We start from the raw sequence: 15,345 nt of genomic DNA, 5'->3' as shown, positions 1-15,345 counted from the left end.
GAAAATGAAAAAACAACTTTTAAATACACTAAATAAAATAGCCCTATATTCATTATTAATCGGTATTACTGCTTCTTGCAGCAATGAAAATTACGGTGATGACTTTAATAAAGATCAATACGGAATATACTCAGCGAATTATAAATCTTTACTAGCTGGTGCTATTATGAATTTCGGACAAAACGGAGGGGATCGTAGCAATGCTTACCAAATGATGCCTATACTATTTTCTCAATATCAATCGCAGGTTGTTTATACCACAGAACAGACTTATGGTGATACTCCGGGAGCGTGGGGAAGATTCTATGCTAATCAAATTATTAATTTGAATGAAATTATTTCTGCATATTCTAATAATCCTTCCCCGGAAATATTGCTTCAGGGAAGTGCAGAAAATATGATCGGAGTATCTAAAATTTTCAGAGCAATCATCATGAAAAGGCTTACCGATACCTATGGAGATGCCCCTTTTTCGGAAGCAACAAAAGCAACATCCGATATATTTCTCCCAAAATATGATACACAAAAAACGATATATGAAGGTATTATTTCAGATTTGAAAAGTGGAAGAGATATGTTAAATACTACATCAACACGTCCTGAGGGTGATATCCTATACTATGGAGACTTAAATAAATGGAAAAAACTGGCGAATTCAGTGTTGCTTCAGGCCACATTGCAGTTATCTAAAAAATATCCATCAGCAACGGGCTATGCTGCTACTGAATTTAATTCTGCCTTATCCAATTCAGCAGGGGTTATAGAGAAAGTATCGGATGAAGCATGGTTCACAATTTCTCCCGGAAACTCATACCCGAACCCTTTATCTGACTTTAGACCGGCTGATTATCGGATATCCAGAGAATTGGTGGAATCTATGAAAGGATCTGGTAATGCTTTTAACAGAACATCAAATCATACTCCTGATACACGCTTAACATTATATGCAAATTCCGGGACCATGTCTGCTGTTGGATTGCCATATGGTTATAATTCTAATGATTTGGCTGCCGCAGGATATTCAACAGCGGGGGTAACAACGATTAGCGTGAAGTTCAGAAGTAATAGCTCAGCTATTAACCTAATGACAGCAGGATATACCTACTTAAACAGAGCTGAAGCTGCAGCAAAAGGCTGGACCGGTGAAGCAGTCACAAATATGCTGACACAAGGAATTATACTGAATTATAATACTCTGGATACCCATTATGTTTTAAATACTGATGCCTACAGTTCCACCAATCCTTTTGGGGGAACTAAAATTACTCCCAATGCCGCAGCATATGCAAGCGCCAGAGCTGCTGATATAGCAACATTCGGTGCAGAAAGAGTAATAGGTGAAGAAAAATGGATTGCCTTATTTATGAACGGGTTTGATGCATGGGCTGAATTTAGAAGAACAGGCTACCCTGCCTTATTACCCGCACCAAGTGCTGTGAATGGAGGAGTAATTCCAAGAAGACTGAGATATCCGATAGAGGAGGTTAATTTTAATAATTCCAATTACCTGAAAGGAGTACAAGGCCTGATGCCGGCTGAGGATAAAAATACTTCAAAAGTTTGGTGGGATCAATAGACCATATTTTAATAACATTCATAAAGGCCGCCTTCGGGCGGTTTTTTTATTTCCGTATATTTGTACTTCAAAATTATGGAATAAAGTATTGAAAAATATTGTATTTCTGACCATTAAAATTGATTATAAGAACATGAATATTAAATATATTATTGAAGAAAAACTTTCAGAAATCATTTTAAATGTATATCAGTTAAAAGGCATTACACTGGAGGTTCAGGAAAATAAAACGGAGTTCGAAGGGGATTTTACGATTGTAACTTTCCCACTGGTAAAGCAATTAAAGAAAAATCCTGAAAGCATTGGCGTTGAACTGGGGGAAGCTTTAACAGAGCAGACTGATTTGTTCGAAAGTTTCAATGTAGTGAAAGGATTTCTTAATGTTAAAGTTAAAAATCAGTTGTTTGTAGATAATTTCAGATCTGTAAGCAAGGATTTTTCAATCATAGAAAAGAAGAATGCTACGGTAATGGTAGAGTACTCTTCACCGAATACCAATAAACCTCTACACTTAGGACATATCAGAAATAATTTATTAGGATTTTCTGTAGCTCAGATTTTAAAAGAGGCCGGATATGATGTGATCAGAACGCAGATTATCAACGACAGGGGAATCCATATCTGTAAATCTATGTTGGCGTGGGAGAAATTCGGAAACGGAGCAACTCCCGAAACAACGAATATAAAAGGAGATAAATTTGTAGGAAATTACTATGTGGAATTTGATAAAAACTACAAAAAAGAAATTGCAGCTCTTGTAGAGCAAGGAGTGGAAGAAGAGCAGGCAAAAAAAGAAGCCCCGGTGATGAAGGAAGCTCAAAAAATGCTTCTAGACTGGGAAAACGGAGATGAAACGGTAAGAAATCTTTGGTCAGAAATGAATTCCTGGGTTTATAAAGGATTTAATGAAACGTATAAAAGATTAGGAGTAGAGTTTGACCAGGTTCAATACGAAAGTAATACATACTTGTTAGGAAAAGATCTTATTCAGGAAGGATTGAATAAAGGTGTTTTGTACCAGAAAGAAGATGGTTCTGTTTGGTGCGATCTGACTGATGAAGGGCTGGATCAGAAATTATTATTACGTTCAGACGGTACTTCAGTTTACATGACTCAGGACCTGGGAACAGCTGTAGAACGTTTTAAACAAAATAATATTCAGAAGCTGATTTATACTGTAGGAAACGAGCAGGATTATCACTTCCAGGTTTTATTTAAAATTTTAAAGAAACTAGGGTATGAGTGGGCAGATCAATTGTATCACCTTTCTTACGGAATGGTAGAGCTTCCTGAAGGTAAAATGAAATCCCGTGAAGGAACTGTAGTGGATGCGGATGACCTGATGCAGGAAATGTATGAAACGGCAAAATCTAAAGCACAGGAACTTGGAAAACTGGAAAGCCTTTCAGAAGAAGATAAAGAAGCATCTTATGAAACTGTAGGATTGGGAGCGTTGAAATATTTCATGCTGAAAGTAGATCCTAAGAAAAAAATGCTTTTCAACCCGGCTGAGAGTATTGACTTTAATGGAAATACAGGACCTTTCATCCAATATACATATGCGCGTATTCAGTCTTTGCTATCTAAAGCAGGATATAAGGAACAGGAAACTGCTTCAATAATTTTAAATCAGTCTGAAAAAGAACTGATCATGCAGCTGGCCAACTTCAAAACGGTAGTAGCCAGGTCAGCGGAAACATTAAGCCCCGCTTTAGTAGCGAATTATGTATATGATCTTGTAAAAGCGTACAATTCTTTCTACCAGAATAATCCAATTCTTAATCAGGATGATGAAAATATAAAACAATTCCGGCTGAATATATCAGATCTCACAGGGAAAACGATTAAAAAATCGTTGGAATTACTGGGAATCGGAACTGTAAACAGAATGTAAAAAAAAGTGCCTCCTGAACCTCAGGGGGCGCTTTTGTATTATGCAAATGTAAGGATTTAATACTTCGGAACTGCCGTAAGTATTGATCACTTATTTGAATCATCATTGTTCTGATCTCCATGCATCTGTTTCAGGCTGTCGGCATACAGCTTGGAAGCACTCCATCTTGCATGCTTGGAAAGAATAACCGGGTAACCTTTCTTGTAGGTATAGACTTTGGTAAACTTGGCTCCGAAAAAGATCAACATACAGGAATAATTAATCCACATCATAATCAGAATCACCGTTCCGGCAGCCCCGAACGCTGAAGTAGGTTTTACCTGGTTGAAATAAAGACTTAATAAAAATTTTCCCAATGTAAATAACACTGTAGTTAAAAAAGCACCCCGCCAAACGGACTTCCAGGTAATCTGTATATCAGGAAGTACTTTAAACATCAGGGCAAATAAGAGCATGACAAGCCCGAATCCGATTGAGAAATTGACGACCTCAACAAGCATATAGGTTTCAAATCCAAAATACTGGGTGATGATTGTATTAAAAAGACTGATTAATGAAGATAAGATCATGGTAATCATCAGCAGGAATCCAAGAATCAGGATCATTCCAAGGGAATTGGCTCTGTCTAATAAAAATTTGACAAAAGCTTTTTTGGGAGCAGCTTCTACATCCCATAGTGCATTCAACGAATGCTGAAGCTGAAAGAAAAGGGTAGTGGAACCGAAGACCAATGCGCCCACACCTACAGCTTTCATAAAGATATTTTTTTTGTCAATGAGTGCTCCGGCAAGCATGCCTTCAATACTTTTTGCCACATCAGGCCCCATGATACCGCTGATCTGTGTACTGATCTGCCCGCGGATGGCTTCTTCTCCGAAAAAGTTTCCCAGTACCCAGATAATGATAATCAATAATCCGGGGATTGAAAAAATGGCATAATATGCTAAACTTGCCGAATCTTTTGATGCAGAAGAATTATTCCATTCCGTAAATGTATCTTTCAGAACTTCCCAGAAAAATTTAGCATTATTTATCATATCAAATCATATTAAAACGGATATCCGATAGCAATATTAAGAATGAGGTTGTCTTTTCGCCAGCCTGGATCCCCGAAATTAATCTTATCAAAGGTCCACCGGTCTCCTTTTTCATAATAAGGAACCCTCAATGGCATGGCCAAGTCTAACCTCAAAATCAGGATAGAAAAATCAAGTCTCAGACCAACTCCGGCCCCTACGGCAACTTCGCTTAAAAAATCTTTTGAAAATTGAGCTCCCGGCCTTTCTTTATCTTTATTAATGAGCCATATATTTCCGGCATCAACAAAAGCGGCAACGTTTAAAAATTTATACAGGTTAGCCCTATACTCAGCATTTAACTCCAGCTTGATATCCCCGGATTGATCAAAAAAACCTCCTTCCGGTAAAGTTCTAGGATCAAAGCTTCCAGGGCCTAATGTCCTTGCACGAAAAGCTCTGATACTGTTGCTACCTCCGGAAAAAAACTGTTTTGAGAAAGGGACATACTCTGAATTTCCATAGGGATAAGCAATGCCGGCAATCAGTCTTGTAGCAAAAGATGTTTTCTCTGTAAACTTGTGGTAGAACCTGAGGTCGTTTTCAATCTTCGCATATTGGCTGAAAGGTATCCCGAAGATTTCTTTTTCTTTCCCTTTTTTTGCATTGGCTCCCGTAACAAGCCCCGTAATATTTCCAGCCAGATCCAGAGTCCCTTTGTAGTAAAAGGTATTCTTTCTCGGCAGCATGGTATTGGTGTAAGTATAAGAATAAGTAGGCCCGAAAATAAGCTGTTCGGTAACGACCCTTCTCATAGCATCATTATTTATATATAATTTTTTATAGGTGTCAGTAACATTAGCGGGAGAAACTAATGTAATATCAATTACCTTCAGCTCATGCTCTTTTCTTATATTCTCTTTCCAGACATAGCCAAATGAACCTGTAAAGTTGTTAAGTGTGTAATATTGAGTACGGTTCTGGAATTCATATCCTAATGTAATATTCGTCCTCGGAACAAAGGCACTGGAGGAGTTAAAGCGGAATGGAGCCACAATTCTGGGAATAGAAAGCTGTACATTGGCACCGGCACGGAAAATATTATTAGCATCCTTGGGCCCGCCCATCTGGAAATCAAAAGCTCCGTAAATTGCGGCCTTGAATTGCTCGGCTCCCCTGAAGAAGTTTCTATGAGTCCAGTTCAGATTGAGCTCACCACCACCATAATTGGCAGAGTTTGTTCTCCCCAAAGCTTCAAGCCGTAATGACTGAATTTGTCTTGGAGTCAGTAAATAATAAGCATCAAATTTGTGGTTTAAAGAATCTGATGTGATAAATTCATTTTTTACAAACTTGAAAACGCCAAGGCTGATTAATCGGTTTAAGGTAAGATTATGATTGGAGCGGTTATAAAGATCTCCTTTTTTAAAATACAATGCTCTGTCAAAGATTTTCGGTTTAAATTTATGTTGTGGATCTATGACATAAATATCATCAAAAGCATATTTTGAAAGCGAATCCTTATCCATCGGGATACTGTATTTCCCGTCCTTTACATCCTGAATATTATAATTGGGAAATACAACAACTTTGTCAATACTGAATTGCTGGGTTGCCAGATCAGGAGTGTTATCTTTAAGCTTTACATTAAGCTCTACCTTATGATTTTTGCTTACAGTACTGTCTGCCTGCACAATGATATTATCCGGATGGAAATAATAAAAACCTCTTTCCTTTAAGCCATTATCAATTCTTTCCCTTTCTGCTTTGATCACATCCAGGTCAAATGGTTTTCCGTTTTTAAGAAGTGTTTTATGGGCTAAGCTCTGAATTTCCTGGTTCACAAGAGTAGAATCCTTCTGGAATTTTACTCCGTCGATAAGATATCTGGCGCCTGGCTTTACCGTATAAATGACCTGAGCTTTTTTATTTTTTGAAACCGTATCATAAGTTGCTCTTGCGTTGAAATATCCTTTATTTTCAGAATAATTCACAATGATATCTTTATTGAATTCCCGGTCTACATCACCTAATAAAACAGGCTTTTCCCCGATTTTGTATTTAAGCCAGTAATTAAAACCTTTATCTTTTTTGGGTTCTTTGGCTATATTGTAGAAATACAGCTTTGGACGCAATCCCAAAAATGTAGAATTAGGTTTTGGAGTAAGATTGGCTTCCAATGCAGACTGAAGCTCTTTCTTCTCGTTTTTCGAAATCGTGTCATTTTCAATCTTTACCTCGGCTCCGGTATAAAGCATTTGACCTTCTTTCAAAAATCTTGTATTGCTACAGGAGATTACTGCTGATACCAATCCGGAAGCCAACAGATATTTACAATATGTATGGAATTTTTTACTCATTATTTAAATTCTACCACTTGATTGTTTGGATTCTTTTTAGGTTTCTTCTCTCTGGTTTTTTGGAAAATCTCCCGGAATTTGTCGTAATCCAGGGTAATGATAAATCCAAGGCCGGTTTCTATAATCTGTCCCTGCAAAGCTACCTGGTATTCATCTTTACGGTAAGCTCGCAGCATATATCTTCCATCTTTAGAAAGACTGTAATCTACAGAAACATTTCCTGCGATATTCGTCATGTTTTCATTCTGACGGGCTTGTCCTTCCAGTCCGAAATTACTCCCTACAGTTACTTTCAGCCGGTCATTCAGTAATTTTTTGCTGATATCTACATTCAGGTCGGTTCTTGTATTTCTCTGTCCGGTAGAATAGTCCTCTGAAGAATCAAGTCCAAAATTAAGATCTACTCCTTTGATCAGTCCTGCAGCAAGATTATTCAGCTGTTGAGATAATATCTTACTTACACTCTGTCTGGCCATGGTTTCTGCAGACATCCCTGCACCACTTTCAAATGGATTTTCCCCGATGAAACGATTCAGGAGCAACAAAGCAAATACCTGCTTATTCATTTCAGACTCCTGGGTTCTGAGCTGGGCAAGCTTCTGATCGATCACATCCTTTACATTGGTTGATATCGAATTGTTCTTCTCTTCTGTGGTAATGTCAAAACTAAGCTGAGGTTTTAACAGCTCACCTTTCATTTTTAATAAAGTATTGAAAGGTATTCTCTGTTTGTACTGATTCATTTCTGAGGCGCTTTGTCCACTGATCTGCTGTTCCACAAGATCAATAGGAGGTGCTTCGGTTTTGTACACGGCGGTGATATCCATCATTGCCATGGTAGGTTCTCCTGTCCAGGTAATCGTGCTTCCTTTCTGGATATCAAATTTCCGTTTCAGAAAGCTTACCGTAAGGTCATAGCTTCCTTTATCAACTTCATACACGCCTACTAAAGTGGTCTTTCCGGAGGGATCAATTCCTCCCGTAAGCTCTGCCTCCCCCTGCAGTTGCACAAAATCTCCATTCGCTTTATCTATGATCAGGGAAAGCTTAGCTTCTTTACTTACCTCAATATTCACATTTACATCCATGCCTTTGATGCGGCTCTGTGTATTAAGGGAATCCGTTTTGATGGTTTTGTTTAAAACAACCTGGTCCTGATCGATAAACTCTACAATGCCGTCTCTTTCCTGTAACGAAGGAGTAGACTGAGGAAGAACAAAAGTGAAATCCGTGTTATCAGCAACACTCAGCCTTCCGTCTACCTTTGGCAAATCCAGATTACCCCGGACACGAAGTCCTGCATCAATAGCAAGAATACCATACATCATAGCATCATTTGATTTTTCGGAATTCACCACCTTGAAATCCTTCGCATTGACATTCAGATTAAATGCAAAGTCACGATAGGTTTGAGTAAGGACCTGTCCGTCTACAACAAGAGCATTTCCGTCTTTATCGTTAATCTTAAACTTATTGAATTCAATGCCGCGGCTTGTGAAATCAATCCCGTCATTCAGCTTTCTGAAATCACTTCCTGTTTTCGCAATTTCCAGCCCGGCATCATTGAATTTAATGTTGCCCAGAATATTAGGTTTTTCAGTACTTCCTGTAATTTTTAAGTTTCCGGAGAGATAACCTTCGGTATTGGTGATGGCATTCATTGAAAACCCTTGTATACTTTTCATCTGAAGCTGGTTAATTGCCATATTCAGATCGAATGTACCGGAAGAAGTATTGTAATCCCCAAGGATTTTTACATCATTATTATTTCCGGAAAGGGCAATATCTGCATTTAAAATTTTAGGTGATGAATTATTCACTTTTACAGCAAGATTTCCAACAGGACTGCCATAGACAATCAGATCTGAAATATTCAGGTCAGAAGTGAAGGTCATATCCTTCATCATATTCCGCAGCTGTGCTGTCCCATTGATAGTTCCTCTTGCAAGCACCGTATCTTTCTTAATGAGTTCAGTAATGGTTTCAATTTTGAAATCTTTCAACGAAACATTTAAAGGGCTATTAGGACTGTTGGTTTCCGACTGGAGAGAAATCTCACTGCCTCCGTTGGTCAGGATGAAGTTATCCGCGAGAATTCCTTTACTGCTGATCTGGATTTTATTGTTTTCAGCAACATTCCAATCGGTGTAGTTCAGCTTTAATCCATTAGGATTCAGGGATACCTCCGTAATGTCATTCAATGATTTTGCTTTTCCGGCAACAAGGAACCGGGTTGTATTCTTTTCATCTTTCGTGGTGATGTTGTAATTAATCGTGTTGTCGGCAACATCTCCATCGATACTGATTTTATTTAAGGAAAAGCTTGAGCTTTTTAAAGCAGCTACATTCAGATTGTATTGTAGTGCCTGATTTTCATTGGTTACTTTTAATACTCCCGTTTCTATGGTATTTTCACCATACAATAATTGTGGAATCTGTCCGTCAATTTCAATTTTCTGGGAATCGGCGTCATAATTTCCGGTTAAATTAATGGTTTCAAAGCTTTTCAGGTCAGGAACAAATTTTCTGATGATATCATCATTCTTGATTTTTGCGGTAAAGGCAAAATGCTGTCCCGGATCAATTTTCTGGCTTTTACTCGGCTTCTGGAACTGGTAATACTGGTTGACCGTCTGTGTCAAAGCTCCAAAAATCTGGGTAAGTTTATATTTTCCTTTCAATTCAAGATCAGCGACCTGAGAATTCAAAATAATCTGTGTAGAATCTATGGTGGATAAAGCTTTAAGGTTAACTTCCTGTACCGGATAAACCTCTTTGGTATCAGAAAATGCAAAATTCTTCAGATTTAAATATCCGTTCAAGTTATTCGGATCAAGACTCGTAAAATCACCGTCAATCTTGCCGGCAATGATCATCGGCTTTTCATAGAAACCAAGTTTGTTGACATCCAGTTTAATGACCTCTCCATTTATTTTTACAGTAGGGTTCTTTTCATTATACACCCCCGAAGCCGTGAGCTGTAAACTGGCATTAGGATCTTTTGAATCCAATATAACATGATAAGCTCCTTTTTTTATAGTACCGGTCAGATTCATATTCTGATACCGGTAACCTTTGTATACGGCGGAAGCTACATGTCCTTTCAGATCTGCATGGGCATTTTTAAAATCAAAACTCTCCCCTTTTGCAGCAATCTGTGCTGTAACCGGGCCGATGTCCTTATTCTGAATAATCTTTCCTACCTGGACACCCTGAAGATTAGCTTTTACATCATACAACTCATGATTTTTTCTGCGCATATCTACTTTGGCTATCACGGCTGCATTGCCCAAAGTAGAATAGAGGTTAAGATCAGTGTTGATAACCTTAGTAGTTCCTTTCGCATCTCCTTTAATGCTGAAATGGGTCGGCAGAGAGATATTGGAAGGGATTGTATTTTTAGGAACAAGGTTAAAAATGGTCTTAGCCTCAGAAGAAAACTCCCCGATTCTCAGATCATAGTACAGCTGATCAGGATTCATGGCATTTTTAACCTTCCCTGAAGCGAGCACTCTGAGCTGATCCAGACCTGATACTTTAAGATCCTGAATGAGCAGATCATTCACACTGCCTTTTACATTGGCGTTGACATTAAGAATTGCATTCGGATATTTGTTGAACGGAACCGTATTCCTTAAAGTAGGTACCAGATTGAGAATATCAGAAAAACTGATTTTGGAATCTTTAATATTGGCTGAAATCTTTACCGCTCCGGGATTGGAGCTCAGCTGATCTATGGAGTTGTAATTTAAAATAACTTCATTACGCAGTAAAGTTTTCGGTGTCTGAAGATAAAGATCTTTGAGGTAAGCCTCCTTTTCTGCATATACAAAATCTGTATTGAACTTTTGGATATCCAGTCCTCTTCCTTCTTGTATTTCTGCAGAATTAACCGTGCCTGCAAAAGTGTTGTTTTCCATTTTGAAACTTCTTACTTCCACATTCATTTTTGAAAAATTCAGGTGGTTGAAGTCTATCCCCTGTCTGGTGGGAGCAATCGCAGTATTGTTATAAGTGGCTTGTACATCATTAAGAACCAGCTTACCTAAAAGCAGCTTCATAGCCTTGTCCTGTTCTGAGGCTTTTGAAACTTCAGGTTCTTTGGCAGGATTGGCATTCCGGGCAGGAAGATAAAGATTGGCATTGATATCAGCTCCGGAAAGAAATAGGTTATCTACATTGTAAGCGTTGTTTTCAAGGTCCAGCTTGTTAACCCTGGTGCTTAATTCTTTGAATAAAACCTTGGCAAATGTTTTGGTATTTTCATCACCATAGTCAATGTTGAAATTGGTTAATTTGATTCCTCTCAGTCCAATACTCATAGGTTTTTTTTGGTTGAGAGAATCAACTTTCTTTTCAACTTTTTTGGAAACTTCTTCTACAATATCCTGCTTCAGTTTTAACTTTAACCCGTCCAGGTTAATATCATTAACAGCGTACGTGTTTTTATTGAGATCAAATTTTTTGACCCTGGTATCAAAAGACTTAAAATAGAGTTTAATATCATTCCGCGATTGCTGGTCGTTGAAAGTAACTCCGATATCTTTTAAATTAATTTTATCAAGAGAAATAATAAAAGGCTTGGAAGGACTTTCCTCTTTATCACTGGTAGCAAAGGCATCGATGATATAATCAAAATTGAATTTACCATCCGGCTTCCTTACCACGTTGGCCCTGGCACCCTCCATATTGACGGAGGTAATATCTGCTGTAGAGTTGATAAGCTTCAGCATATGTAAGCCTACGTCCAGCTTTTTGACCGCTAAAAGAGTATCTACATCCTGACCTTTGAGATACAGGTTTTCCATTACAAGACTGTTGGGAAATCCGATGTAAACTCTTTCAAGGCTTACCGGAGTTTTTATCTTTTTTTCAAGGTAAACAATGAGTCGGTCTTTGATGAAGTTCTGAACCACAGGAAGTCTTAAGCTCAGTATCAACAGGGTAAGAAGAACCAATATTGAAATAAAGGTTATTACAATACGCCTTAAAAGTTTTCTTTTGTTGATTCTTAGTTTCAAATGGAATGGGTTTGTAACAAAGATAATAATACTAATTTATTCGTTCTCTGTTGTAGTCCCTTTTGCGAATGCAAAAATCCTGCCTTGGCTGCCTTATTATGGAATTTAGTTTGTAGTTGTCAAGTGAATAGTTGATGAAGACAGGCCAAGGTGCGGATTTTATGTTTTAGAAAGCCCCCTTTGTATCATTTTTTAGTGTTGAAAAGGTTAGTTAGCAAAAATGAAAATTCAAATGTTAGTAAATGTAAAGGGGGCGTGGCATGGTTTATAAGATTAGATAATCAGCTTTATTGATTTCCGTTTTCCCATTTTACTTCCTCTCCCTGCGGAGCTGCTCCACCTTGGGCTTGGGTAACAGGAGGAGTTTCCTGGTTGATATGGTAAACATAGGCTGCAATTTTTTCGGCATCTCTTCCTGTAATGGTTCCTTCTTTGATGAAAGGCCTCATGGTAGGATTATTGGGAGAACCGTTTTCAAGCATCCAGAAAACATTCTTAAATAAACTTTTTTCTTTGATATTGATCCAGTGGGTATCGGTAAGGTTGGGACCTATACCTCCTTTTCCACCATCTCCATGGCAGGTTACACAATTGGTTTTAAAAAGCTCCTGGCCTTCAGCTATATTGTCTGCACTATATTTTGCACTTTCCAGATTGATCTGGGGAGCTGTTTTCTCATATTCCTGAATGGAAGCCAGCATAGTCTTTGTTTCTTTAGTGTATTCGGCATCAGGATGGGCGTAATCGGTAAAAGCAAAAGCTGTAAGATATACTGCACAGAAAATACATCCGAACCAGAATAATCCGATCCACCATTTGGGAAGAGAATTGTCAAGTTCTGTAATTCCATCAAAGCCGTGGTCGATCAGAATATCTTTTTCTTCCGTAGCAGATTGTTTTTTGAATGCAGAGTTCCATAGTTTCAGGTAGTAGGGAACATTTTTTTCTGCCAGATATTGTTTTTTCTCTTCTTCGGATAACCTGCTGAAACTTTCATTTTCAATAAGGTCTCCAATAGAATTCATAATGAGCAAAAGGATAATAGCAATCAATATCAATGCCCAGAAAAATGGTGAAGAAAAATAACCCGAATCACTGGCGAACATTTCAAAGGCCATGATCGTTAAGCCTATCGTTGTGATGATATATACTGAAATTGGTGTTCTCGTTTTCATTGTAATACAGTTTAAATGATTACTCTGTGCTTGCTGTTTGTATCTGTGTTGTTTTGATATCTGTACCCAATCTTTGCAGATAGGCAATCATCGCTACAATTTCTCTTTGCTCAAGAGGAATATAAGATGATCCTTTTGCTGTTTTCTCTTTGTTCATCTGATCTCTTACGTCAGTAGCTTCTTCGTAAATCCTTTTTACAATAGCTTTTGACTGGTTATCTGCCCATTGACCGGCAGAATCAATCTGAGCTTTTGTATAAGGTACAGCAAATGAATTTTTCATTAACTTCATTTTATCTGCCATTTGGGAACGATCCAGTTTATTGGTAATTAACCAGGGGAAACGTGGCATGATGGAACCAGCAGAAGTAATTCTCGGATTGTACATGTGCTTGAAGTGCCAGGAATCAGGATTTCTGCCTCCTTCTCTGTGAAGATCCGGCCCGGTTCTTTTAGACCCCCATAGGAAAGGCCTGTCATAAATAAACTCGCCTGCTTTAGAATATTGCCCGTTTTTTCCTTCAAATCTTACAACCTCATCACGGAAAGGTCTGATCATCTGGGAATGACAGGAGTTACATCCTTCACGGATATACAAGTCTCTTCCTTCCAGTTCCAGAGGAGTGTATGGTTTTACTGCAGTAATGGCAGGAACACTTTGTTTTAGTGATAAGGTAGGAATGATTTCTACAAGTCCACCTATAGCTACCGTAATGAAAGCTAATATTGAAAGCAGGGTAGGTGTTCTTTCCAGCCATAAGTGTACTCCTTCACCTTCTTTTCTGGCGGTACCGATGTTAGCTAATGCAGGGGCTTCTGCCGGAACTTCTTTCTGGAATGAGCCGGCTTTGATGGTTCTGATGACATTGATTACCATTAAAATAGCTCCTGACAGATAAAGGACACCTCCTAAGAATCTCATTTTAAAATAGGGAATAATCGCTGTAACGGTATCCAGCCAGTTTTTCCATAATAAGGTTCCGTCCGGGTTGAACTGTTTCCACATCAATCCTTGTGTGAATCCGGAAATATACATCGGAACAGCATAAAAGATTATTCCTAATGTTCCTAACCAGAAGTGCCAGTTGGCCAGTTTTTTTGACCAGAGTTTGGTTCTCCACATGATCGGAACCAGGTAATATACGACCCCGAACGCCATGAAACCATTCCATCCCAGAGCCCCCAAGTGTACGTGTCCGATCACCCAGTCGGTATAGTGCCCGATTTTATTTAAAGATTTGGTGGCCAACAAGGGACCTTCGAACGTGGCCATCCCATAACAGGTAACGGCTACCACAAAGAATTTAAGAATTGGATTTTCCCTTACTTTATCCCAGGCCCCTCTTAAGGTAAGAAGCCCGTTCAGCATTCCTCCCCATGATGGAGCGATAAGCATGATAGAAAAGCCTGTTCCCACAGCCTGGGCCCATGCCGGTAATGCTGTATATTGCAGGTGGTGGGGACCGGCCCAAAGGTATACGAAGATCAGCGACCAGAAGTGAATAATGGATAATTTGTATGAGAATACCGGTCGTTGTGCTGCTTTAGGCATAAAGTAGTACATCAGGCCTAGTACAGGGGTGGTTAATACAAATGCTACTGCATTGTGACCGTACCACCATTGTACCAATGCGTCTTTTACACCTGCATATACAGAATAAGATTTCCAGCTTGTGAATGATAAAGGAACTTCCAGGTTATTAAAGATGTGAAGCATGGCTACAGCAATCCAGGTAGCCATATAGAACCAGATGGCTACGTATAGATGTCTTACCCTTCTTCTGGCAATGGTTCCGAACATATTAATTCCGAATATAATCCAGGAAAATGCAATCAGGATGTCAATAGGCCATTCGTGTTCGGCATATTCCTTAGAAGTATTGATTCCCATTAAGAAAGTAATCACTACAGTAACAATCATAAACTGCCAGGACCAGAAATGTAACCATGAGAGGGTATCGCTGTACATTCTTGTTTTGAGTAACCTTTGCATACTGTAATAGGCCCCACAGAAAAAGGAATTACAAACAAAAGCAAAAATAACGGCACTCGTGTGAAGCATTCTGATCCTTCCGAAGCCCATAGCTCCCTGGGTATTGATCAGTCCCTGGATATTGCCCGAAGCTAAACTTTTAATCGTTGTATCATCTGTCCCGAATAAAAATTCAGGCAATTCAGGGTAAAAAAGCATCAGTGCGGCAGTAAGCCCCAACAGAAATCCGACGAGTCCGAATACGATTGTAGCATAGAGGAATGCCCTGACAATATTATTGTCATAATTAAATTTTTGCGTTTCCATAAAT

General features: G+C 38.7%; 7 protein-coding genes. 2 read left to right on the top strand and 5 right to left on the bottom strand.

The window, feature by feature from the left end; all coding sequences use genetic code 11:
• Positions 1–4 precede the first annotated feature (4 nt).
• Together OK18_RS04490 and argS are read left to right on the top strand one after the other, a co-directional pair.
• Complete coding sequence (locus OK18_RS04490) at positions 5–1,576, top strand: SusD/RagB family nutrient-binding outer membrane lipoprotein (RefSeq protein ID WP_157837466.1); 1,572 nt, start codon at positions 5–7, stop codon at positions 1,574–1,576.
• Between the two features lie 133 nt (positions 1,577–1,709).
• Positions 1,710–3,470, top strand: coding sequence for an arginine--tRNA ligase (gene argS, locus OK18_RS04485; RefSeq protein ID WP_053329290.1), 1,761 nt, complete (start codon positions 1,710–1,712; stop codon positions 3,468–3,470).
• A gap of 86 nt (positions 3,471–3,556) precedes the next feature.
• Here the strand turns inward: argS and OK18_RS04480 are convergent, their stop codons facing one another.
• From OK18_RS04480 to ccoN, 5 genes are all read right to left on the bottom strand, one after another.
• Positions 3,557–4,507, bottom strand: a complete 951-nt coding sequence (locus OK18_RS04480; protein ID WP_053327239.1) for a YihY/virulence factor BrkB family protein — start codon at positions 4,505–4,507, stop codon at positions 3,557–3,559.
• Positions 4,508–4,518: 11 nt separating this feature from the next.
• Positions 4,519–6,846 (bottom strand): translocation and assembly module lipoprotein TamL, encoded by a 2,328-nt coding sequence (gene tamL / locus OK18_RS04475; protein WP_053327238.1) that lies wholly within the window; start codon positions 6,844–6,846, stop codon positions 4,519–4,521.
• The gene (locus OK18_RS04470; RefSeq protein ID WP_053327237.1) at positions 6,846–11,867 is read right to left on the bottom strand and encodes a translocation/assembly module TamB domain-containing protein; all 5,022 of its coding nucleotides are present in this window, start codon (positions 11,865–11,867) and stop codon (positions 6,846–6,848) included. The genes tamL and OK18_RS04470 overlap by 1 nt, the downstream gene beginning before the upstream one ends.
• A 287-nt stretch (positions 11,868–12,154) precedes the next feature.
• Positions 12,155–13,042, bottom strand: a complete 888-nt coding sequence (locus tag OK18_RS04465; protein ID WP_053327236.1) for a cbb3-type cytochrome c oxidase N-terminal domain-containing protein — start codon at positions 13,040–13,042, stop codon at positions 12,155–12,157.
• Positions 13,043–13,061: 19 nt separating this feature from the next.
• Positions 13,062–15,341: a cytochrome-c oxidase, cbb3-type subunit I gene (ccoN, locus tag OK18_RS04460; RefSeq protein WP_050022366.1), complete on the bottom strand. Its 2,280-nt coding sequence runs from the start codon at positions 15,339–15,341 to the stop codon at positions 13,062–13,064.
• Positions 15,342–15,345: the final 4 nt, after the last annotated feature.

Origin of the sequence: Chryseobacterium gallinarum, assembly GCF_001021975.1 — a bacterium.
GTDB classification, from domain to species: domain Bacteria; phylum Bacteroidota; class Bacteroidia; order Flavobacteriales; family Weeksellaceae; genus Chryseobacterium; species Chryseobacterium gallinarum.
The sequence above is the reverse complement of the archived record's forward strand: the minus strand, read 5'-3'. Positions and strand labels throughout refer to the sequence as shown.